The 24,324-nt window shown below is 39.8% G+C and carries 15 protein-coding genes; 1 reads left to right on the forward strand and 14 read right to left on the reverse strand.

The window, feature by feature from the left end; translation table 11 throughout:
* Window positions 1-26: 26 nt before the first annotated feature.
* The 14 genes from IPH84_01640 to IPH84_01705 form a co-directional block, all read right to left on the reverse strand.
* Window positions 27-581, reverse strand: coding sequence for a hypothetical protein (locus IPH84_01640; GenBank protein ID MBK7171944.1), 555 nt, complete (start codon window positions 579-581; stop codon window positions 27-29).
* Entirely contained in the window at window positions 574-3,507 is a 2,934-nt protein-coding gene (locus IPH84_01645; GenBank protein ID MBK7171945.1) for a PAS domain-containing protein, read from the reverse strand. Before IPH84_01645 ends, IPH84_01640 begins: the two co-directional genes overlap by 8 nt.
* A gap of 292 nt (window positions 3,508-3,799) precedes the next feature.
* Window positions 3,800-4,666: a HAMP domain-containing histidine kinase gene (locus IPH84_01650; protein ID MBK7171946.1), complete on the reverse strand. Its 867-nt coding sequence runs from the start codon at window positions 4,664-4,666 to the stop codon at window positions 3,800-3,802.
* A 290-nt stretch (window positions 4,667-4,956) separates the two neighbouring features.
* Complete coding sequence (locus IPH84_01655; protein ID MBK7171947.1) at window positions 4,957-6,360, reverse strand: hypothetical protein; 1,404 nt, start codon at window positions 6,358-6,360, stop codon at window positions 4,957-4,959.
* Between the two features lie 103 nt (window positions 6,361-6,463).
* Window positions 6,464-6,964 carry a sigma-70 family RNA polymerase sigma factor gene (locus IPH84_01660; GenBank protein ID MBK7171948.1) on the reverse strand — a complete coding sequence of 167 codons (501 nt, stop codon included), beginning with the start codon at window positions 6,962-6,964 and terminating at the stop codon, window positions 6,464-6,466.
* An 11-nt stretch (window positions 6,965-6,975) separates the two neighbouring features.
* Window positions 6,976-9,036: a response regulator gene (locus IPH84_01665; GenBank protein MBK7171949.1), complete on the reverse strand. Its 2,061-nt coding sequence runs from the start codon at window positions 9,034-9,036 to the stop codon at window positions 6,976-6,978.
* A gap of 295 nt (window positions 9,037-9,331) precedes the next feature.
* Window positions 9,332-10,279 carry an L-lactate dehydrogenase gene (locus IPH84_01670; protein MBK7171950.1) on the reverse strand — a complete coding sequence of 316 codons (948 nt, stop codon included), beginning with the start codon at window positions 10,277-10,279 and terminating at the stop codon, window positions 9,332-9,334.
* 18 nt (window positions 10,280-10,297) lie between these two features.
* Window positions 10,298-11,095, reverse strand: coding sequence for an OmpA family protein (locus tag IPH84_01675; protein ID MBK7171951.1), 798 nt, complete (start codon window positions 11,093-11,095; stop codon window positions 10,298-10,300).
* Window positions 11,096-11,192: 97 nt separating this feature from the next.
* The gene (locus IPH84_01680) at window positions 11,193-13,571 is read right to left on the reverse strand and encodes a DUF748 domain-containing protein (protein MBK7171952.1); all 2,379 of its coding nucleotides are present in this window, start codon (window positions 13,569-13,571) and stop codon (window positions 11,193-11,195) included.
* A gap of 274 nt (window positions 13,572-13,845) precedes the next feature.
* Window positions 13,846-14,748 (reverse strand): YihY/virulence factor BrkB family protein, encoded by a 903-nt coding sequence (locus IPH84_01685; GenBank protein ID MBK7171953.1) that lies wholly within the window; start codon window positions 14,746-14,748, stop codon window positions 13,846-13,848.
* A gap of 38 nt (window positions 14,749-14,786) precedes the next feature.
* Entirely contained in the window at window positions 14,787-16,595 is a 1,809-nt protein-coding gene (locus IPH84_01690; protein MBK7171954.1) for a hypothetical protein, read from the reverse strand.
* A gap of 236 nt (window positions 16,596-16,831) precedes the next feature.
* Window positions 16,832-17,566, reverse strand: coding sequence for an MCE family protein (locus tag IPH84_01695; GenBank protein MBK7171955.1), 735 nt, complete (start codon window positions 17,564-17,566; stop codon window positions 16,832-16,834).
* 48 nt (window positions 17,567-17,614) lie between these two features.
* Window positions 17,615-18,397, reverse strand: a complete 783-nt coding sequence (locus IPH84_01700; protein MBK7171956.1) for an ATP-binding cassette domain-containing protein — start codon at window positions 18,395-18,397, stop codon at window positions 17,615-17,617.
* A complete protein-coding gene (locus IPH84_01705; GenBank protein ID MBK7171957.1) occupies window positions 18,394-19,245 on the reverse strand; it encodes an ABC transporter permease in 852 nt (283 codons plus the stop codon). Before IPH84_01705 ends, IPH84_01700 begins: the two co-directional genes overlap by 4 nt.
* A gap of 619 nt (window positions 19,246-19,864) precedes the next feature.
* On the opposite strand from IPH84_01705, the gene IPH84_01710 reads away from it, so the two are divergent.
* Entirely contained in the window at window positions 19,865-24,250 is a 4,386-nt protein-coding gene (locus tag IPH84_01710) for a cadherin domain-containing protein (protein MBK7171958.1), read from the forward strand.
* The last annotated feature ends 74 nt before the right edge of the window (window positions 24,251-24,324 follow it).

Below are 24,324 nucleotides of genomic sequence, written 5' to 3' on the forward strand. Positions count from 1 at the left end.
ATTATGTTTAGCTTGTTAGGCAGATTCTAGGTTTTTAAATTAAAAAGATTCATTACCGTTAGTAAACAATCGCCATCTTCACTGGTCAGAATTCCTTCTATATATACATTGCCTAAAAGCTTATTATCGTAACTCAATGTTACTTCACAGAATTCCTTCTTGCCGGAAGCAAACACATTATTCAAAAATGCAGTGAATTCATGCTTTGAGGAATCAGCAACAAAAAGCTTGAAATTTTTATGGATTAAAACAAACCTTTTGTCTCCCAGCAGTTCAGCACCTGTGAAGTTCAATTCAGAGATATAACCTTCGGTGTCAAGGGTAAAGAAGCCAACCGGAGCCAGGTCATACAGCATGGTATACTTTTTAAGTGCATTTTCGGCAATCTGGAAAGCTTTCATCAACTCCTCATTCTGGAGTTCAAGTTCGATTTGATGCACCTGCAGTTCATGGACTATCCTTTTTAAATCCATCTCACGAATAATGTCTTCTGCTTTCTGTTTATGAACTTTTAGTCTTTCTTCAGCTTTTAGTCGCAGCAATTGAGCATTGGTCAGATCCATTTCTTCTTCTTCAATCATGACTTATTGTTTTAGAAATTATTATTAATCCTGTATGATTTGATTGGCTATCATGTTTTTTAATTCCAATCCATTCAATGGTCATGTTTTTGGTTTCAGCGGTTTTATACCTGGTCATGAAGCTAACGTTTGATACGTCATCCTTCATATTGGAGATTTTCCTCTCCACTTCCTTCTGGTCAGGCTTTGGTACAAATAACTGTATAAAACTCTGATTTAAAACTTCTTCCCTCTTTTTCCCCAGTATTGTTTCTGCAGAATGATTAAACTCTAGTATTTTACTTTCTTTAGAAAGATTGATAATCAAAGCAGACGAAGACATCATCAGCACTTCATTAAAATGTTCTGTTTCCCGCAGTTTTACTTCCACCTGTTTAAGGTCAGTGATATTGATGAATGTAATGACCAATCCATCAATCCGATCATCAAAGGTTCTATAAGGCATAATTCGGGTTGAAAACCATCGGCCATCCCTCGTTGGAATTTGTTTTTGCATGAAGACCAGAGATCGCAGCACTTCAATAGCATCATTAGCCAGTTCCGGGTATTCCAATTCCGAAACAAGATCTGTAAATGGCCTGCCAATGTCGCTCCTGATCAATTTGAAAATTCGTGTAGCCTGGATGGTAAATCGCCTAATATTCAATTCTTTATCGAGAAACAATGTTGCAATGTCGGTGCTATTGAGCAAGTTCTTCATGTCGTTATTCAGGTGAGAAAAATCATCCACCTTCGACTGTAATTCCGCATTTACCGTTTGCAGTTCCTCATTTAAGCTTTGCATTTCTTCTTTGGAGGTAGTTAGTTCCTCATTAGTGGATTGCAATTCCTCATTTGTAGATTGCAATTCCTCATTTGCGGACTTCAACTCTTCCTGTGAGGATTGCATTTCCTCGAGGATATGTTGTACTTCTTCTTTGGTATGTTGCAATTCGGTCTCTAGTGCTGACTGCTGAGAGGGGTCTTGTTTAAATTCTCCTTTTTTCAGACTGATCCTGCTATGAGGGGTATCAGCTACATCAGAGAAGATAACCATTACCATACCATGAAGGTGCTCAGGTTTTTTAATCAATTGAATGGTAACATGAATAAGCTGAGTGCCGCCATTGGTCCCAACCTTGACATTGTACATATAAACAGGAGATTCTGAGACCAAAGCTTTCCGAAAGAACATCGGGAATTCGTGCCGTAATCCTTCCCTTAACATCGCAAAAATGTTCAGGTTTGCTTTACCAACAGCAGGTTCGAGGTATTTCCCCGTTCTTCCGCTGATGTAAATTATATCTCCGTTTTCATTTACCAGGACACCTGCCGGAGCAAACTGCTCAAGTATAAGTTGATCGGCTAGTTCCTGGATATTTTTCCCTGATTTAGCAACGGTAGGTTTTTCAATATTGGATGGTTTAGACCTGGAAAAAGAGGATGGAAAATCAAAGAATTCCGGCACCTGTAAAGTAACGGATCGCTTATATATCTTTAATTTATTGTCGATAGCACCAAACAGATGGCCTAATGATCCCAGCGATTCTGAACTTCCCAGAACCAGCACTCCGGAAGGATTCAGGCTATAATAGAAAAGTCCAAGCAATTTTTGCTGAAGTTCTGCATCCATGTATATGAGCAGGTTACGACAAGAGAGTATATCAATCTTGGTAAATGGGGGATGCATAATGATGTTATGCTGTGCAAACACCACCATTTCCCTGATTTCGGAATTAACTCTGTACCCTTCATCAGAAGCTACAAAAAATCGGCTGAGACGGGAAGCTGAAATATCAGCCACAATATTAGACTGGTATAACCCTTTCCTGGCAATTTCAATGGCATCATTGTCGAGATCCGTTGCAAATATCTGAAGTGAAATCCCTCCATGCGGATTCATTTTTTCGAGTACTTCTTTAAAAATGATTGCAAGGGTATAAGCTTCTTCTCCGGTCGAACATCCGGGAACCCAGGCACGGAATATGGTATCATTCGGCAGACTGGAAATAAGGTCCGGTAAAATGGCATCCTGTATTTTTTCCCATACTCCTGGATCTCTGAAGAAATTGGTTACTCCAATCATGAGTTCTTTAAAAAGGATATCCACTTCTTTAGGATTTTCCTGCAAAAAGCGCACGTAGGAAGTTAATTTGGCAATTTTATGGATTCCCATCCTTCTTTCAATCCGGCGGTATAAGGTATTTTTTTTGTATAATGAAAAATCATTTCCTGTTTTAGAGCGAAGCAGTATGATCACTTTTTCAAGTCCGCTCTGATCTGACAATTCACTATCAAGGCCATATTTGGCGATTGGAATATGTTTTAGAAAATCGAGGAGTTTGGAAGGAATTTCATTAGCCGGGGCAACAATATCAGCAATCACAGAATCAATGGCATTACGGGGCATACTATCGAATTTTGCCGTAGTAGGATCCTGCACCATTACAATTCCATTCTTTTCTTTAATTGCACGAAGTCCGAGGCTCCCATCAGATCCCATTCCGGAAAGAATAAGCCCGACACTCATTTCTTTGCGATCGTCGGCAAGGGAACGAAGAAAATAATCGATAGGCAACCGGAGGCCTCTTACTTCAACAGGGTCAAATAAATGAAGCACGCCATTCAGGATTGACATGCTTTTATTGGGAGGTATCACGTAAACGCAATCTTGTTTTACAGCCATCCGGTCCTTTACCTGAAAGATCTTAAGTTTAGATACTCTTTGCAGTAATTCCGGGAGCATACCTTTCTGGGTAGGATCCAGGTGCTGAACCACAACATAGGCTATTCCACTATTTTCCTCTACATTACTCAGAAAAAGTTCCAATGCTTCAAGACCACCTGCCGACGCTCCGATTCCAACGATTGGGAAAGTAGAGTGATCCTTTATTGTGACTTCTTTTGGAAGTTTCTTACTATTTTTGGGCAGATCTTTTTTTTGCATTGTTCCCTTTTTCCTTAAATCTTCAATACCCGCAGGCTTTAAAGGTTCTTTGATTAGTAGTTCCTGATTCACTTGGATCCTTCAACCTATACCTGAAAATTGAAAGCCATTTCTACAAATGTAGCAATTTTAACTATTAGATCAAAGTAAACCCATACCTGGCGGGTTAAGCTGACAAATTGAATGATACCTGGAGGAATATCTTTTTGCCACCTGACTTACCTAAAAGCAGTTCTGCACCTGTATAATTGCCTTTGATGAGAATATTAGTAACCCTATAACCAAAGTATTACTACAGATAGTTTGGAATTGTAAATTTGAAGGTACTTCCAATTCCAGGCTTACTTTCAACTTTGATGGAACCGCCATGCAACTCAACAAATTCCTTGCAAAGGATTAATCCGATTCCCATGCCTGGCTCATTATTGGTACCTGTTGTTGAATGGATTGACGATCCTTTGAATAGTTGAGCCTGTTCCGCAAGGGAGATACCAATCCCGGTATCTTTTACAGAAATCTGAACAAAATGCAGATTCTCTTTAGCAGTTATCGTAATCTCCCCGCCGGGAGGAGTGAATTTTATGGCATTTCCAATCAAATTCCTCAGGATGGTCCTGATCATCTGCACATCTGCATTTATAAAAATATCTTGTTTAATGGAATGATTAAGAGTAATACGTTTCTGAACCGCATGTGTTTCATTGTTATTTACTTCATCATCCAAAAGTTCATGTAAATTGATTTTTATAGGGTTGAAATTTTTCTCCTTGTTCTGCGAGATCGTCCATACCAGCAAGTTATCAAGCAGGTTCAGTGTACGGTTGGCAGATTCCGAAACCATATTTATATACTTCTCAATTTCATTAATATCATATTCTCCCAGGCTATCCTTGAGTATTTCGAGTATCCCGATAATAGAATTAAAGGGGCTTCTCAGGTCGTGTGCGATGATGGATATAAACTTGGTATTTGTTGCGACAACCTCTGTTAGCTTTACAGTTCTTTGCTCTATAAGTTCCTCCAGGTATGCATTTCTTTCAATCAGCTTTTGCATCTGAACATTGCTGAATAATTTGGTAGTATTCACTGACTTATTACTAACACCTTTCATGTTGCTAACTGCCTGGAAATCTGTTTGTACCATGGATGATTTTTTCATAGGCTTAACTTGATATTTTTCATTAAGATTTAAAATAAAGCTTCTTTTATATATTTAGTTAAATTTTAAACTCAGGTTCGCTCGATTTCAAGTTCCACAAAATGGATTCGTCACTAAAACCTGCCCAATTTATATTGATCAAGTTTACGCAGTATGTAAAAATAATTCACTGATTCACCAAGTCACTTATATAATTCTTGATCAGAATTACATAATTCACACATCTATAAATGCAAATTTGTTACATATATTAGATTCAACTTATAATAGAATAACCCTTTTCTGACCCTTTACCGCGGATCTTTTTTCGGATCATTTGTACCATTTTCACGGGGTTTGGTCGTTTTCCGGCTCTTCCTTGACTCCTTGTTTTTTGTGGGATTTGTATTCTGAGGCTTCACATTCCGGGGATTTTTATTCTTTCCTGGTTCAACAGCATTTTGTTGTTGCTTTGCCGGTTCATTTCCAGGTTTAATAACATTTGGATTCACCGCTTTATTTTTCTGTTGGTTATTTGCGGGCTGAGTCCTTGCAGGTCGGGATTCATTCCTGGAAGGCTTCTCTATCTTTTGATTAACCGCTTTATTTTTCTGTTGGTTATTTGTGGGCTGAGTCCTTGCAGGTTGTCGCCTTTCCGGTTCATTACCAGAAGGTTTCTCTAATGTTGGATTCTGTTTTTTCGAATTTTCAGTTTTATTCCTCTTTTCAGATTTCACATCCGTTGCCTGCTTTTTTGAGTTATTCCTCTGATTTGGCTCATTAGTGCGGGGCTGAAGGGGTGTTGCCTTATTATTTCCCTTAGGAGCTACCTTTCCGGCTTGTTTATCCTGCCTGGTATTTTGCGCTGGATTTTGGTTATTGGGCTGGGCTAAAATGTTTCGTTCGGCAGGGCGTTTCACATCCTTTATATTCGTGATTTTTGAAGGTGCGGGTTTCTGTGCTTTTTCACTATGCCGCTCTACCCTGGGACGATATATGTTCATTTGTCCATCCCTCAATTGCTGGCCCGGTTTATTGTTTTCCTGAATAGCAACGTGGTTAACTTTTCTTCCGGTAGCCCTTTGTACCTCTTCCCTTCCGGGTCCTGTGATATAAGTAGTATTCCGGCTATTGTCGATATAAGTAGTATTGATAACCGTTGAATTGTTGATGATTCTTGCCTGTTGGTTGCGATCAACGAAATACCTGTTAATATGGGGTCTTTCAAAATCCTGATCACGGACAAAAATCCAGTGATCTGTTTGGTGATTGTAATTCCTGGCCAGGCTAATTTCAATGCTCACACCTGGTGCCATTGGAGTCCAGCCATAATAACCTTCAGCTCTTCTCCAGGTAACCCACGAAGGCCCCCATTCATTATCAGGCACCCAAAGCCATCCGTAATAATCACTGTAGTCCCAGCGTCCGTAATGGAAAGGAGCCCATCCCCATTCATAATCAGAAACCCATGTCCAGCCATAATCAGTGTTTACCCAGTAACCATCAGATGCATATGGCACAAAATCAGGCCCTGCATCAGGGATCCAGACATATCCGTAATTTGGATAATCCACCCATTGTCCGTATGGACTTAACTGATCATAGAATACCTGGAAACTCACCGAATATTGCTGTGATTTTAACTGGTTCGGCATCAGTATAGCCATGAATAGGATCATACACCCTATCAGAATTATTTTGAGATGTGATTTCATGATGATTTTGAATTAATGTTATTCTTGTAAGCAGTACTTTACACTGTAATTTTGATTTTATTCTCCGGGCTGCATAACCTGGGATCAGCCAGAGCTATTAAGGCTAATGCCAGTTAAGCTGGCTTTTGATCTTTTTCCTGGAAGCAAAAATCCTGGTTTTAACTGTCCCGATTTTCAATTCCAGTTCTTCAGCAATTTCTTTGTATTTATAACCAGTGTGATGCATTTTGAAAGGTAATTTCAGGTGATCGTCGAGTGATTCTATGATTCTTTCAAGTTCTTTCGATGTGTAGATGGAATCAGGTTCTTCGCTACCATAGATATGTTCCATATTTCCTGTCTTCAACTCTGAAGATTGCGCAATCAGAGCATTATGACACAGTGAGCGTCGGTAATTATTTATATGGGTATTTCTCAGAATGGTATTCACCCATGCATTCAGGTTTGAATCAGACCTGAATGACTCCTTGTAGATTAATGCTTTTAATAAGGTTTCCTGTACAAGGTCCTTAGCATCTTCATTATTGTAGGTCAATCTGTAGGCCAGCCTTAAAAGACTTGCCTGTAGATTTATCAGCTTGCTTTGAAAATCTGTATTTGTCAATTTATTGTTTTTTAGAAGTTTAGATGCTTTGCTATAAATTCGATGAGGGTACTTTTTTGCATGGGTTTCGACAAACATCCATCAAAACCTTCTTCCAGGGCTTGTAGTTTTGCAGAGTCATTTGCATAGGCCGTCAAAGCAATTACCGGAAGCGTTGGGTTAATTAATTTAATTATGCGTGTTGCTTCTATTCCGTTTAATAATGGCATCATGATGTCCATGAGGACGATGGAAATATCATCGTGATTTCTAACGATTTCAATTGCATTGACTCCATCCCAGGCATGATACAGCCTGACATTTAAGGGTTTCAGGATTTCCTCGAGGTATATATGATTGGAAACATCATCTTCCACAATTAAAATGGTAGTTGAAGTCCAGTCGGGGCAAACCTGAACCTTGATATTATTTTCTTCCTGAGCGGTTTTATTAATGATTAAAATGAGAGGTATAGTAAAATGGAAAGATGAGCCCTTACCCGGTTCTGACTGAAGCCAGATGGAGCCTCCCAGTTTTTCGATCAATGCTTTGGAAATGGAAAGGCCTAATCCGTTACCACCGTAAAGAGTATCAGCTGATGCATCAATTTTCCTAAACCTTTCAAAGATTTTTAAATGGTGTTTCTTATCGATTCCTATACCCGAATCTTTTACATAGAATTCGGTGAAATCTTTTTTGATCTCAAATCCAAAGGTGACATCTCCGGCCCTGGTAAATTTTATGGCATTACACATCAGGTTGTTAATCACCTGTCTTAGCCAATTCAGATCGGTTTCAATCTCAACATATTGATATTCTGGCCTGGCATTATATACCAGGTTAATTCCTTTTACCTTTGATATTTCTTTGTAGGCATTAAAGGTTTCATACAGAATTTGATTAAGGTTGACCCTGGTAGTTTTAATCACCAGTTCACCCGATTCAATTCTTGAAATATCAATGATATCGCTGATTATTGACAGGAGTTGATTGCAACTGTTATGAATAATCCTGACAAATTGTTCCGTTTTTGTTTTGTTCAGATTAACATCCAGTAAAAAATCAGAATACCCCATAATGGCATTCATGGGAGTACGGATTTCATGACTTATGTTTGCCAGGAATGAAGTTTTAAGTTTATCAGATTCTTCTGCTTTGTTTTTGGCAATCAGGAGGTCTTTATTCATGGTCTGAATTTGCCGTAAGCTTTGTTTTAATTCTTCATTCAATTGTAAATAGCTGTTATTAAGTTCTGTGATTTGTACATTTTGTTCTTTCAGATGCTTTTCACTGTTCATGAGCTCAATCTCAATGGTTTTCCTTTCAGTAATATCTTGTGCAGAACCGATTACATGATGAGGTTGCCCTGATGCATCATTTTGAAGAATTCCTGTTCCATGCAACTCCCGGACAGAACCATCGGGTCGTATGATCCTGAAATCCAACTCCGCAGGAGTGCCCCCTCCGGAAGTTTTTGAAATCCATTCAAGCAATAAATGCCTGTCGTCATGATGAATACAATTAATAAAGGCCTCTATAGATAATTTAAAAGTTTCCTTTACCATTCCAAAGATCTGATACATTTCATCTGACCATTTTACTTCGTCATCTTTGAAGTAATACATGTAGCTGCCAATATGGGCAATCTGCTGGGTCCTGGATAATAATTGCTCATTTTCCTGCAGTGATTCCATTGCACTTTTTCGGGCAGAGATATCCCTGATATTGCACTGGATGACATCCAAATTGTCCACTTTATAAACATTGCTGATGAATTCCACCGCCACAGTATGACCATTCCTCCGGAGTAAAGGCATGTCATTAAACCGGATATACCGGTTCACTTTTAATTCTTTGAACGCTTTCTTCGACTCCTCCTTATTTGCGAACAGCCCGATTTCCCAAAGTTGTTTTCCGGTAACATGTTCCAGATCACATTGTAGTATTTCCAGGATAAATGGATTTGCATCTACGATTTGCGCTGTGGTAGGATTTATAATCAAAATACCATCCTTTGCAGTCTCAAAAAGGCGCCGGTAGCGGATTTCTGATGCTACAAGCCTTGATTGATGAGTACTTTTATCAGTTTTCATATATTTCACTTCTGCAATCTATTCCCCCTGCCCTGATTTCCTGCAGTGCTTTAAAAAGGCAGTCCCTTCATTCGCAATGTATTACAATACTGGTATTCGAAAAATCCAAGGCATTAATATTGTGGAAGCTAATTTCCGCTCTCTCTAAATAGCAGGACAAATTATTGCAGGCATTACGATTCCAGATTTAGTACGAGGAGAATTTTTGCTTTCCATAATAATCATAAAAATACCCTGATAATCAATTTTTTACTTTATACAATTCTGAGAATAAATTACATTATTCACTGAATTTTTAAAGCCGGATGGTTTTAATAATGAGTTTAAGACTTTCAGCTGATTTTCTGAATAATTTCTGTTCATACTCAGTAAGATCAAGTTGAAGATAGTGATCGATACCGCTGCTATTTATGATGGATGGAACACTGATACAGACATCACTCATTCCGTAATAGTCAGTGATTAAAGTCGATACAGGCAAAATTGTATTTTCACTTCTGAGGATAGACCTTGTAATCTTCAATAATGCCAATGCGATAGAGTAATTTGTTGCCCCTTTAGCTTTAATGATTTGCTGGGCGGAAGTTTTTACCTGAGTAAGAATCTGATCCAGAACAGTGTTTACATTTTCCATTTGAGCATATTCGGCATATTTATCAATTGGCATTCCTGCAATGGTAGCATTACTCCAGACTGCAAGTTCTGAATCACCGTGTTCACCTATGATGTATGCGTGTATATTTCCCGGGTCGACTCTGCAGAATTCGCTGACCAGGAATCTTAGACGGGCCGTATCCAATACGGTACCTGATCCAATCACCTTTCCAACAGGAAGCCCTGAAAGTTTCAGTGTAACATAGGTTAGAATATCGACCGGATTGGTAACGACCAATAGAATTGCCTCTGTAGTATTTTTGATAATTTCAGGGATGACCTGTTTAAAAATGGCTACATTTTCATGGGATAAATCAATCCTGGATTGCCCGGGTTGACGGTTAGCCCCAGCTGCAATTACCACAATATCTGCTTCTTTACAGGCTTCGAAACCGGCAGCATAGATCTTTGTAGGGTGGCTAAAACTCAAGCCATGATTCAGGTCCATGCATTCTCCCTTTGCCAATTCCTCATTCAGGTCAATCAGTACAATTTCCCTGGCCAATCCACTGATCATCAATGAAAATGCAAAAGTGCTTCCCACATTTCCGGCACCAATTATGGCAATTTTTGGTTTCAGCAATTTCATGGATAGATTCAAATTAATCTATTGATTTAACAATGAATACAGTTCTTTCATATCAGGTGACAGGATGACTTCTGTTCTGCGGTTTCCGGCACGTCCTTCAACTGATTCATTTGTATTTACCGGATGAAATTTACCTTTGCCCGAGGCGGTGATCCTGTTCGAATCAAAACCAAAATCAGCTGTCAGGATACGAACAATAGCAGTGGCCCTGGCAGTGCTCAGATCCCAGTTGTCCTTATAGACTTTTGTTTTGATAGGGATATTATCGGTATGTCCTTCAATGAGAACAGTTATATTTCCAGCATTATTGAGAACCTCTGAAAGCGATTTGAGCGCTTCTTTCCCCTTTGGATCCACAACATCACTTCCGGATTTGAACAGCAATTTTTCCTGTAATGCCACATGTACATTACCATCTTTGAAGTAAACAGTAAGTTCATCGGAGCCATACTTAACAAGTGCATCAGTCAATGATGACTTTAAAGTGGTCATTGCATTTTTTTGTGTTTGAATAATTTCCTGGAGATTTTTTAATCTTTTTGCCTGGTCAGCAATGGTGAGATCAGAAGATGTGGTTAATGCACTTAAATCATCCTGGTACCTGGCATTGGCCAGCAGCAAGTTGGTTTTCTCCAGTTTCAGTGAATTGAGCTGGTTATCGCATTCATATAATTGTTTAGCGGAAGCAGAATTTGCTTTTTCCAGCGCATCAACTTTGGCTTCGGATAACAGAAGCTTTTTCCCGGGTCCGCATGATATGAATATCAGCATGATAAGAGTAACCACCAAAAGATGCATTGGTATTTTGTTTTTCATAATAACTTGGAATTAGATATGCAAAATTGAGCTACTTTGCTATGAACTATGTTACATAACTAAATATAATCCTTACATGATTCACATGTTTTGAAAATCAATTTTTAATCGGGCCGGTATTATTTTTCTCCCTGTATTTCCTGAACCTGCTCCTGGGGGCTTCACTGTTTAAATCGTTCATTTTTTCATAGGCTTTTAGCAAGGAAGAAGGAAGGGTTCCTTTGTAAGAAAGCTTATAATACGAATACCCGTTAAAGGGAATTGTACTGACTGCTTTATGCCTGTGAATTCTCTGACTTATGGTTTTTTCAGGAAAACAGGAAATGAATAACTCCCATCTTTCTTTATTAAGTTTTTCGAACAAGGCTAGAATTGCTTGTTCACTCACTAGATTATGACATTTCTCATAGTTTGTGAACATCGATTTATTTGAACCAAATGCATCCAGAAAGTGGATAAAAAGGGAGTCTTTTACCGACATCTTTTCCACTTTTATTGAGTCCGTTTGACTAAGTGATTTTGCATTAAGGTGATTTTTCACCTGGAAGTATTTCTTTCTGGCTTCAAACAGTTGGATATATTCTTTCTCCTTATCCTCGAATTGCATTGGATATACATCTACTGAAGAAGCAGGGTTATCGGCCAGGAAATCAGCCATTTTCCCTAAGAATTTAATTTGTTTTGCATCCAGTTTCCCTTTCCGCAAAGGCCACTTTAGTGTGAGTGATTTCTCAATTTCATTTTCCACTGATTTTACCTGCATACGATAAGCGGTGGTAACCGGTTTCACAAAAATATTGCTCAATAAGTCCTGGAGCACATCTTTCAGATTGAATGCCGGATCCTTAAGGCTCCCGCTGATTGGAATTTCATAATCAATCACATTTCCTCGTTCACGAACAAAAGCCATGATCAATGGCAGGGGTATCCACTTTGTCGCCTTGTTACGGACACGTTTCGTGATCCTTGGATCTATCAGTATTAAATGGTTCTCACTGTTAATCATTGAATTCCTGACTAACCAGGTTCCCTTTAGTTCGACGGTGCCCCTGTCGAGAGGAAAGGAGGTGTATGAGATGAGATATGGATTGAACATTGCCATGGAAACGCCCTGGAGGTGGTATCGAAATTCAAAATCCCCGCTATCCCTTGGATTTATATCCAGCGTGAGCAAAACCTTTCCATAGGGCAGAATCCCAGCTCGCAATATCACCCCTACCCTTTTATGATTGCGGTCGACAGAATCAGCATCAATTTCCAGCGGACTAATTTTTGCGGAGAACTTTTCATTGAGTGCATGATCATTAAATTCAAGGCAACCATCCTTAACCTGCAGTTTATTAATGGTGAAGTCGCTTCTGAAGAAATTCTTAGCCAATGATTTAATATAACCGGCAATAGCAACTACCAGGTTGAATCGTGCTGGTGTTGCCAGGGATGCCTGAATGTTGGCTCCATCTTCTCCAAACATCCTTTGCAGGTTATCCAGGTAATCAAATCTTTCATATTTAAAATAGGGATGGCTTACTGAAATAGTGTCAAACAGGTATAGGCGGTTTCTCGGGCTCAGTTCCGTGATTTGAACGGACAATTTCTGAAATGCCGCATAATCATCCCCCTTTTTTCTGCCAATATGAAAATCATTCAATTCAAATAATCCTTTCGCATCGAGGATTTCCAGGTCCCTGAAGTTCCCGGAAGCAATAAAGTCGGCATTAAGACTGGCAATGAAGTGGCCATAATTCGACATCGTCCTGAGGTTCTGTTCAAGGATAGCCAGGTCAAATTCTTTAATAACAGCATCGAAGCGATAGTCCAGGTTATTGAAATTGATCATAAAATCACCATCCGCAAATCCTTTCCCATTCCCCGAATGGAAGTTGAAAAGTACCGAAAGGCTATCACTGTCCCATCGCTTTCCTTTGCTTTCAAAATTGGCATTCCTGATGGAATAATTGATAGGGATTTTCTGCTCCCTGTAATAAAATTCACCCTCAATTACTTTAATATTATAGATGTTGAATTGATATCCTGATTTTGTAGCTATTGAGTCAGATGTTTGAGATGAAAACTTTTGTACCAGGTCGTCAAAATTGAATTTATTTCCGGATTGAACTACTATTCCATTGGGTTTGACTAAAGTGATACTGCTTATTTGAATCGTTTTCGACAAGAGTTTAAACACTGCAAAATTAGCTTTCACACTATTTGCTGAGAAGGCGATGCTATCGTTCGAAGTACTATCGATACTTTGGGAATCGAAGATTTTAAGATTATGGATATTTATAAATCCTGTAAAAGGATTTACATATATCCAATCCATTGTTATTTGTCTGCCGAGGTATCTTTCATCATACTTTTCCACGAGGTACTTTGCAATCGGGGAAATAAAAAGAATAGCACAAACCAACAGGATCAGGCATGAAATGATTATCCGAATGGTGACCCTTCCTAACCTGGTTTTATATATTTTCATTTGTAATTTTCATTTTTTACGGGTCAAAAGCCGGCCTTCCCGACATACTGCGAATCCACCCGGTTGATTATATTATTATTTTCGTTTGGTGTTTTATACCCATCATGACTATATCACCTGTTTTTTTTTGCCACATCCCAATGAATTGAGACATGCCAAAGGTGCGATTCAAAGCATGCAGTAGAGTTATATAACTGATCAATATATCTGTAAAATTCACACCTAAGCCAAAAGGAATAAAATCCATAAAGCCCGTCAATTTCTCAGGTAAGAATCAGTATTCCTTCTGGATGCGGACAGAATACGCATTCGGGATTATTTTCTGTCCGTGATTAAATGCATAAACTTTGGTGAATTCAGCGCCAAAGTATAAGATGATGGCAGAGTAATACACCCAGACCAGGATCAGGATAACGGAACCTGCCGCTCCATACCAGGATGCAATGGATGACCGGCCCAGGTAAGCACCTATGGCAAATTTCCCGATCATGAAGAGGAATGCTGTGAAAGAAGCTCCGACGAAGCTGTCGCGCAGATTCACTTTCCCATCAGGTAAGGTTTTAAATATCAGGATAAATAATAGTGTGATTATAAAGAAAACAATCAATAAGTTCAGGATATAGAAGAGGGTAACTGATTCATGGGAAATATACAATGCAAGCCTCCTGTTCAGGATATCCATAAGTGAATTGATAATTAAGCTTACCAGTAACAGGAATCCTACTGATCCGATCATTGAAAACGACATCAGGCGATTTTTCAGGAACTTGATAAACCCTCTTTTAGGTTTAGCTTTGATACCCCAAATGAAATTGATAGAATCCTGTATTTCAGCGAACACTCCCGATGCTCCTACCAGTAAGAAAATGACTCCAACTATGGTAGCAAATACATTGCTATGCGAAAGCTTAACGTTCTTTATAATCTCCTGTATCTGTAAAGCGGAAGCATTGCCTACCAGTCCGTTTATCTGGCTGAATAGCTCCCCACGTACTGCATCATCACCAAAGAATAATCCACTAAGACTTATAATGATAATCAACAAAGGTGGTAATGAAAAGATGGTATAGTATGACAGGGCTGCACTCAGTTTTACGGCATCATCTTCAATAAATTCCCTGGCCGTCACCTTCATGAGATGCCCGATTTTCTTAAAAATGTCAGTAAATTGCTTCATATCAAGATTTTGAAAACGATTCCTTTACTACTTCCGGATTAACGGAATGATGAAATGACTGGTTTCCCAATCTCAAAGTCCCTGAATCCGAAATCAGTAGTCCTGAAGGAGTTGAATTTTAAGATATCAAAACCCCTGCCCGGAATAACCGGGTAGTATGAGAAAGATACCTGGAAAGAGTTAATAACAAGACTTTCATTCTTTATCAGAACTCCAAGTCCAATTTGTGAGTAGACCTTACTATTTTTAAAATTGTTCACTTCATCGCCTAACAAGCCTATTGAGCATACAAGGAAAGGTCCGAAACGGAAGCCAATGACATTCCATGGTGCGTATGATTGGGTTTGGAATGTGAATAACAACCTGCTGGTACCAGTGAGTCCTGCCCCGTTAAACCCATCCAGTCCAAAGCCATCATTAAGTGTCAGACTATCATTCTCAAACCTGTTAAGTCCCATAGTGAGTTGAGGTTTAACAAAATGCCTTAACTTCCACTTTCCAATCACTTTTAACCCGGTAAAATAGTTGATGCCGGCGACGAAGGTGCCCTGTTCCGGATGAGAACCATTAAAGAAGGTATTAAATTCAAGATTTGATCCCAGGTATCCGAGGTTATAGTAATCGCCCCATGCGATACGGGCACCGAGGAAAAATCGCCCGGAAGTCTTTTTCTGGAAACCGGTAGTGATGCTGAATAATTTACCAATAGGTACATCTTCAGTAACTCCATAACGAAAAACGTAGGTATCCTGAATGTATTTCCGGGTTGAAACCCCAAAACTTGCAAGAACGAAATTCTCATCAGAAAAGCGAGGCAATTCATTTATTTCATTTTCCGGTTTTTCAAGGTATCGGATCCTGACGTATCTAAGCGTTGAGATAAAATTCGTGGTCCTGTTGTTTTCTGAATTACCCTTGAATAACTGTATGGCAATACCCGCCCAGTAATCATGGGTGTTAAACCTGACCCTTTGGTCAACATATTGAGATTCAGAATTCCAAATGGAATCTCTTTGAAACTTTTGTGTGATACTTATTCCTGCAGCCCACTTTGCAAAGGGGGAAAAGAAAGGTCTGTCGAATGCCAGGATTTTATTGTAATTCCTGAATTCATCCGTATTATACCCAATGGAAGCGCTAATAAATGAATTCCTGATATTTGGGATATAATACCCGAGGTTGTAAGCATTATTTCTAGTTTTGGGATTCCAGGAAAATTTGTTTTTTGACTCATGTCCGGTACCAAGGAAATTTTTGTCAGAAAGGTTTATCGTTATATCGGAAGGTGAAGCAGAAAAATTGGGGATGATACTCCAGTTATCAAGTTCCCGAATGAACACATCTACTGAATCAGAATTTTTATGGGTAGCAGCTACATAAAATGATACATCCCTGATATAGGTCTGGCTTCTCACCAATCGCTCAGATTCTTTCACCAGCAATGAGTCAAACACCTGATTTTTATGGATGAGCAATAAATTCCTGATGGTAATATGCTGTGATTTTACGTGAAGCCCATTCCCTGCAGCGGTAAGAAAATTGAGGTTGTATTTTAGCGTATCTCCGACGGTAAATCCGAAAGGATCCAGGGTTACTATTGATATATTCCTGATGATTTTGCCTTCAAAATTGCTATATGGTTTTTGAACAGACCTCTTATACTTTTTTTTGCGAGTATCACTCTTCTTGACGTTATCAGATACCGGCTTGAATATCAAGCGATACATGAACCGGGTAAACTGATTTCTTCCGGAATAGGTTTCAATGTTTTTATACAACCTGACAGTGTCGGTTGCTACAGGTTTAGTTTGTCCATACAACGTTTTACATGAAAGCAGGGATGCCATACAAAGTAAGATTATGATCACTTTTCTCATCCGAAAATGCTTTGGTAGAGATTGGTCTAATAATGCCATTCAGTGAAGAATCCAAGCCGAAGGCTTCCAGAATCCATCCGCCTCAGGCGGACAGAATCCAGAATAATTTTCCAAATGTATAGTCCTGATTTTAGTTTACTTTTTCTGTAAACCTATTTCAGGACAAGACAAAAGGGTGGCCGGGTACAAACCCACATTCAAGGCAACTACTTCTTTTTCTCATTCTGAGATTCTTTCAGCTCCAGCGCTTCCTTTTTCTTTCTTTCTGCTGCTTTCGCCTTTTTATTAAAAAAGCCTTTTAACAGGAAATTATGCTTCGCTGCCTCCATGTTTTCATCCAGGCCTTTAGAACTTTTTTTCAGGTTCACCATAGTTTGGGTCAGGTTGTCAGCAATGGTTGAATCCTGGATCAGCCTTCCCAATGTTCCGTTTCCACTGTTAATCTTGTACATTATCTCAGCAAGTTGCTGTGAGATTATTTCAGCATATCCCGCTGTAATCTGGAGACTTGCCATGATGGCATCAGTTTCGATAGGCTCAGCCGATGGTAATCTTTGCCCTTCTTTTACAACTGCGGCTTCAGTACTTCCCTGGGTAATTACCAGCAAGCGGTCACCAATCAGACCTTCGGAGCCAATGGCTACCTCACTATCTGTCTTGATGAATTTTTTCACATCCTTCCTGATCAGCATATCAATTTTGACGGTCGAATCGTTAATGATGGTGATATTATCAACCGTTCCTACATTGATACCAGAAAACCGGATATTATTTCCAACCTGCAATCCACTAACATTATAGAAAGTAGAAGTCAATTTTATTACCGGATCGAAGAGGTTTTTCTGTTTCCCGATGATAAATATGGCAAGGATGAAAATTGCCAGTCCGCCAGTGATAAACATCCCCAGCCTGACTTTAAACTTTTGACTATGTGTATCCATTTCTGTTTCAGTTGTATAGTTAGTATCCTTAGGAGCCTAAACTCCTGCTTAATGAAAGAATGCTTTAATGATTGGATCGGAAGATGTTTCGAAAACCTTGGGCTTACCTTGCATATAAACTCCTCCATCCTGCAGCATAATGATCCTGTCTGCTGTTTTCCTGGCGCAATCCATGTCATGAGTAATGATGATTGAGGAAGTTTTATACTTTTCCCTTACATCGTTAATCAGGGAGCTGATTTCATCAGAGGTTATCGGATCGAGCCCGGTGGTAGGTTCATCATAAAGAACGATTTTCGGATCCACCACCAGGGTCCGGGCCAGGCTGATTCTTTTACGCATCCCACCAGATAATTGGGAGGGCATCTTATGTAAGGCATCTGATAATCCAACATTATCAAGTACTTCTTCCACTTTCTCCTTAATTTCAAGTGCCGTGAGATGTTTTTTCATCCTAATCAATGGGAACTCGAGGTTTTGTTTCACAGTCATAGAATCATACAAAGCACCACTCTGAAACAGGAATCCAATTTTTTCCCTGATTTCACCCATTTCATTCCGGCTAAGAGAAGTCACATCTTTCCCGAACACGTGTATGGTTCCGCTTTCCGACTGTAAGAGCCCGACAATGCACTTTATCAGCACTGATTTACCACTTCCCGATTTTCCGAGAACCACCAGGTTTTCAAAACTTTCCAGTTTTAAGGAAACATCGTTAAGCACTTCCTGGTTCCCAAAAGACATTTTCAGGTGTTCGATTTCAATCACGGGTCCATCCGATGAAAAATCATCAGGATCTGATTGTACCGATTTTAATTGAATGTCTTTCATGGCATCAGCATATCAGTAATTTGAACCGCAATCATATCAACAATAATGACGAGAAGTGAAGCCAGTACAACCGCTGAATTTGCAGCAATACCAACGCTTTCAGTACCACGTCCCGCAGTATATCCCTTGTAACAGCCCACCAATCCAATAACCGCACCGAAGAAAAATGATTTGATGATGGCCGGGAATAGATCCGTAAAATGCACATGACCAAAAGCCTGGGAGAAAAATAACACCAATGAGACATCCCCCTTGATATTAGCCCCTACCCAGCTGCCCAGTATCCCAAAAGCATCGGCATACAGGATGAGTAGCGGAATCATAAGCGTGGCAGCCCATACCCTTGTAACCACAAGGAACCGCATGGGATTGGTAGATGATACCTCCATGGCATCTATCTGCTCTGTTACCCTCATGGAGCCTAATTCTGCACCCATTCCGGAACCTATTTTTCCTGCACAAATGAGGGCAGTGATCACAGGCCCCATTTCCCGGATAAGTGATACTGCAACCATCCCCGGCAAGAGCGTAACTGCACCAAAATCAACCAGTACCGGTCGGGATTGAATAGTGAGAACCAATCCCATAATCGCCCCGGTAATTGATACCAGCGGTAAAGATTTGTAACCAATCTGGAAACACTGCCTGAAAAATTCCCTGAATTCAAAGTTTCGAGAAAATGTTTCCTGAACAATGCGACTTATAAAGAGCGTTACATTTGCAATATCTGTAAGAAAGGTATTGGCTTTCTCTGTTTTCTCAATGGTTTTTTCACTCAGCCTGATAATGTGTTTTTTAGCGTGCTGAATATTGGGGAGTACCTTGATGACAGGTAGGATCTTTTTCATGTATGCACAATTAGTTTTCATCCTCCCTGTATCATTCCATCTTTCAATGACCATTCCTGGAAATGAAGATTGTCTGCAAAACAGATACCGGAGGACTAGTTATAAGCAGCCGGTCATTCCTTTAAATCACAATACAAAGGTGCATTCTCCGAATACTGCTTCAGTTACACTAATTTTAGTATTAATTACATCTTTCACACATTTAACGTACCCGGATGCATGAATTTGATTACAGAAATCAAGCAGCAGTAAACCCTCAAAGGCTATTCCCCGGTATCAAAAACAAATGGAATTGAGTTGCCCACTTTATTGGTCAAAATAGCCTGATGAAAAATAATTTTACTGTAAAATAAAATTTTCAAGTTTTTATAATACTCATATACAGATAGTTAACTCATATACTATTTAGATTGAATATAAATTGTGGTACTGTAATACCTAAATAGAATTGGCTATCTTATTAATGTGTAACTTTGTATTGTTTAAGTTTTAACACGCATACGTTCAACAAGGAATATTTTTCTGATTGCATTAAAATAAGAATTAACCCGAAGTAAATTCGGAATCAAGATTCCTTGTTTCACTACTTTTTACTGCTCATTTTACTAACCCAACTAAAATGAAAACTCGACCCACTTGGCTTACCATCACGAACTGCGCCCTGCAGTTAAACTCAAATAAACCGGTAGCTGAAGTATCATTTCTCAGCATTGCAAACCGTCTGAAAACAATAATCTTCCTTCTTCTTACCCTTACAATGTCATTTTACTCTGCAGGAGTTTTTGCGAGTAAGTACTACATTTCCCCTACGGGTAACGACAACAATACAGGCACAATTACTTCTCCTTTTTTCAATCTGAATAAAGCCTGGACAAAGGTTTTATCAGGGGATACCATTTATGTTCGTGGAGGCACTTATAACTATACAGTTGTGCAGCGCATGCAGAACAAAAGTGGTACTGCTGCCAATCCCATCAGGGTTTTGGCCTATCCAAACGAAAAACCGGTATTCAGTTTCGGACTTGGGAATTTCACCGCAGCCACCATTGCCGTTGCGACAGGCTGGTCAAGCTACCTTCACATTCGTGGATTAAGAATCACCAAACTTCCACAGGTTTCCGACTGTAACATTGGTTTTATGCTGGCATCCAGCTCCAATAATTGTACGATTGAAAATTGCGAGATTGATCGGATTGGCGGTTATGGCTTCACGATCTCTAGCAGCTGTGATAATAATCTGATTCTGAACTGTGATTCCCATCATAATGAGGACCCGATTTCTGCCACGCCTTATGATGGTTCAAATGGTTTTGGGATGACCAACAATACGACCTCAGACAATAATATTTTCAGGGGTTGCAGGGCTTGGTTCAACAGTGATGATGGATTCGACTTTTTCGGCAGTAATACTTATGTTACTCTTGACAACTGCTGGTCCTTCCTTAATGGATATTCTCCGGTTAATATGTCTCATACAGGCAATGGAAGTGGGTTCAAACTTGGGCCCAATACCAATGGAGTCATTACCACTCAGCTGAGGAAACTCACAAACTGCCTTGCTTACGACAATTACCTGAATGGTTTTGATGAAAACTTTAATAGTAATGGTCTGAATCACTTTCCGAGTACATTATATAATTGTACTGCTTTCAGGAATAACGGATGTGGTTTCTATTACCAGAAGTTTTCTGATGCACATATTCTAAAGAACAATTCTGCTTATTTAAACGGAACCAATGCCTCAGTAAATGTAGCCTCTGTGAACCAGTACAATACATGGAACGGGGGAGTCACACTTAATGGTGCAGACTTTGTAACAACTGATACAACCGGGATGGCCGGAGCCAGGCAGGCTGATGGCAGTTTACCGGTTTTAAATTTCCTGCGTCTTGCATCCACTTCTGACCTCATTAATGCCGGTGTAAATGTTGGTTTACCTTATACAGGTACAGCTCCTGATATGGGGGTATTTGAATCAACAGGAACAAGTAATCAGGCGCCTGTCATCCTCAATCAGAGCTTTACACTGAACGAAAATGCAGCAAATGGAACAACAGTCGGTACGGTAGTAGCTACTGATCCTAATGTGGGTCAGACCCTCACCTATTCCATACTATCAGGCAATACAAATAATGCTTTTTCCATCGTTGCCACTACTGGTATCATAAAAGTCGCTACTTCTACAGCCCTCAATTTTGAAGTAACTCCATCCTTTGCGCTGGTAGTAAAAGTTATGGATAATGGAACGGGAACATTGAGCAGCCAGGCAACAGTAACTGTAGCGCTGGCAAATGTTAACGAACCCCCGGTTGTTAACAACCAATCCTTCAGTATTATTCAGTTATCGCCAAACGGAACCCTTGTTGGGACTGTTGTTGCTACTGATCCGGACGCCGGGCAAACCAAAACTTTTTCCATCACTGCCGGAAATACCAGTACCGCATTCGCAATCAATGCATCTTCAGGAGCAATAACAATTGCCAACAGCAGCATTGTGAATTTCGCTACAAACCCGTTGTTTTCCCTCACGGTTAAGGTTACTGATAATGGTACCGGAAGTTTGTTTGATGATGCCATAATATCCATCAATGTTCTCCAGGGCACTAATCTTCCACCGGTGATTGTTAACCAAACATTCACCTTAAATGAAAATGCTGCAAATGGTGCAACAGTGGGCACGGTAGTGGCTACTGACCCTAATGCGGGTCAGGCCCTCACCTACTCTATATTATCAGGCAATACAAATAATGCCTTTACTATTGTAGCCACTACAGGTATCATTAAAGTAGCTACATCCACAGCCCTCAATTTTGAAGTAACCCCTTCCTTTGCGCTGGTAGTAAAAGTTATGGATAATGGAACGGGAACATTGAGCAGCCAGGCAACAGTAACTGTAGCGCTGACTAATGTTAACGAACCCCCGGTTGTTAACAACCAATCCTTCAGTATTATTCAGTTATCGCCAAACGGAACCCTTGTTGGGACTGTTGTTGCTACAGATCCGGACGCCGGGCAAACCAAAACCTTTTCCATCACCGCCGGAAATACCAGTACCGCATTCGCAATCAATGCATCTTCAGGCGCTATTACTGTTGCCAACAGCAGCATCCTGAATTATGCCACAAACCCGTTGTTTTCCCTTACTGTTAAGGTAACTGACAATGGTACCGGAAGCTTGTTTGATGATGCCATTATTACCATTAATGTACTCCAGGGTACTAACCTTCCGCCAGTGATTGTAAACCAATCATTCTCATTAAATGAAAATTCAGTCAATGGCACTACCGTAGGGACAGTGGTTGCGACTGACCCAAATTCAGGGCAGACCCTCACCTACTCTATTATATCCGGAAACATCAACAGTGCATTTTCAATTGTGGCTGCTACCGGTGTTATTAAGGTTGCCACTTCTACAGCGCTCAATTATGAAACAACACCGGCTTTTGCACTGGTTGTGAAAGTGCAGGACAATGGTACCGGTGCATTGAGCAGTCAGGCTACTGTCAATATTTCACTAAATAATGTGAATGAGCCACCAGTTGTAAACAATCAAACATTCAGTATTGTCCATTTATCACCAAACGGGACATTCGTTGGAAGTGTTGTTGCAACAGATCCGGATGCAGGCCAGACAAAGACTTACTCTATCACTGCGGGAAATACTGGCACTGCATTTGCCATTAATCCATCTACAGGGGCTATTTATGTGGCAAACAGCATCTTAGTGAATTCCTCTTCAAATCCACTTTATTCCCTGACTGTTAAAGTTACTGACAATGGCACAGGAAGCCTTTTTGATGATGCAGTCATTACCATCAACGTTTTACCGGCGACTAATCTTCCACCGGTGATCAGCAATCAAACTTTCTCCATTAATGAGAATTCACCTAATGGAACCACAGTCGGTATTGTTGTAGCCTCTGATCCAAATGCAGGCCAATTATTGAGTTATGTGATTCTTTCAGGAAATACAGGAGGTGTTTTCGCAATTAATTCTGCCACCGGAAAATTAATTGTAACTAATTCATCTTTACTTAATTATGAATCTACACCTAGTTATTCACTCAGTGTTAAAGTTACTGATAACGCAACAGTTCCCCTTTCAGCCACGGCTACTATCACAGTGAACTTAATTAATTTAAATGATAAGCCTGTAATAGGCAATCAGTCATTCAGTGTTGCTGAATTTGCACCTAACGGTTCACTGGTAAGCACCATAGTTGCCACCGACCCTGATGCCGGGCAAGTTTTAACTTTTTCGATAACAGGTGGTAATACCAGTAATGCCTTCTCTATTAACTCCACCACGGGTAAACTCTATGTTAACAACAGTAGTGCTCTCAATTATTCCAGCACACCTGTTTTCTACCTCAAAGTGAAAGCCAGGGATAATGGTGCCGGAAACCTATCCTCCACCGGGACAATGACCATTAATGTAATTAGCAGTAAATCAGTCCCAACCATTTCCATAGTTACAACTCCACTCAACACCATTATTGTGGGGGATACCTATTCCTATGATATGGTATGCCTTTCCAGTAACCAGGAACTGGTAAACTACAGCATAGAAAACCTGCCTGAATGGCTAACTTTTACTGACAATCAAAATGGAACTGCATCTTTAGCCGGGACGCCTGGAATGGATGATATTGGAAGCCACCAGGTTCTTTTGAAGGGGTTTACTGCCTCAGGTGAAGTGACTCAAACCTTTGGCATTGAGGTCCGGAATTCAAGTGTTTCAGGTGAATTCGCACAAGTGTCCAATTCAATGCATATCTTTCCTAATCCAGTTACTGATGGTACATTGAATATCAAATTCGATGAACCTATCATTGAAAGTGTTGAACTTATCTTATTGGACATGTCAGGTAGAGCCCTTATTAACAGGCAATATTCAGATATGAGCACCATTTCTTTAGATGTTTCTTCTTTCCCCCCTGCGATTTACCTTGTTAAAATCAAATCTCTAAGATTCAATTCCACGGAGAAATTTGTCAAGAGGTAAAAAAGCACAATCAATCCTTTTCAGAGCTACTGTTCAAATCAGTAGCTCTTTTTTTTGAACTTTATTGGCTTCGC

This window comes from Bacteroidales bacterium (genome assembly GCA_016707785.1).
GTDB lineage: Bacteria > Bacteroidota > Bacteroidia > Bacteroidales > UBA4417 > UBA4417.

What these genes read in the sequence shown, in the direction of transcription:
- IPH84_01675 (MBK7171951.1), bottom strand. Translation starts at nt 11,095, where the DNA reads ATGAAAAACAAAATACCAATGCATCTTTTGGTGGTTACTCTTATCATG.
- IPH84_01695 (MBK7171955.1), bottom strand. Translation starts at nt 17,566, where the DNA reads ATGGATACACATAGTCAAAAGTTTAAAGTCAGGCTGGGGATGTTTATC.
- IPH84_01710 (MBK7171958.1), top strand. Translation starts at nt 19,865, where the DNA reads ATGAAAACTCGACCCACTTGGCTTACCATCACGAACTGCGCCCTGCAG.
- IPH84_01690 (MBK7171954.1), bottom strand. Translation starts at nt 16,595, where the DNA reads ATGGCATCCCTGCTTTCATGTAAAACGTTGTATGGACAAACTAAACCT.
- IPH84_01680 (MBK7171952.1), bottom strand. Translation starts at nt 13,571, where the DNA reads ATGAAAATATATAAAACCAGGTTAGGAAGGGTCACCATTCGGATAATC.
- IPH84_01705 (MBK7171957.1), bottom strand. Translation starts at nt 19,245, where the DNA reads ATGAAAAAGATCCTACCTGTCATCAAGGTACTCCCCAATATTCAGCAC.
- IPH84_01700 (MBK7171956.1), bottom strand. Translation starts at nt 18,397, where the DNA reads ATGAAAGACATTCAATTAAAATCGGTACAATCAGATCCTGATGATTTT.
- IPH84_01670 (MBK7171950.1), bottom strand. Translation starts at nt 10,279, where the DNA reads ATGAAATTGCTGAAACCAAAAATTGCCATAATTGGTGCCGGAAATGTG.
- IPH84_01665 (MBK7171949.1), bottom strand. Translation starts at nt 9,036, where the DNA reads ATGAAAACTGATAAAAGTACTCATCAATCAAGGCTTGTAGCATCAGAA.
- IPH84_01685 (MBK7171953.1), bottom strand. Translation starts at nt 14,748, where the DNA reads ATGAAGCAATTTACTGACATTTTTAAGAAAATCGGGCATCTCATGAAG.
- IPH84_01655 (MBK7171947.1), bottom strand. Translation starts at nt 6,360, where the DNA reads ATGAAATCACATCTCAAAATAATTCTGATAGGGTGTATGATCCTATTC.
- IPH84_01650 (MBK7171946.1), bottom strand. Translation starts at nt 4,666, where the DNA reads ATGAAAAAATCATCCATGGTACAAACAGATTTCCAGGCAGTTAGCAAC.
- IPH84_01640 (MBK7171944.1), bottom strand. Translation starts at nt 581, where the DNA reads ATGATTGAAGAAGAAGAAATGGATCTGACCAATGCTCAATTGCTGCGA.
- IPH84_01645 (MBK7171945.1), bottom strand. Translation starts at nt 3,507, where the DNA reads ATGCAAAAAAAAGATCTGCCCAAAAATAGTAAGAAACTTCCAAAAGAA.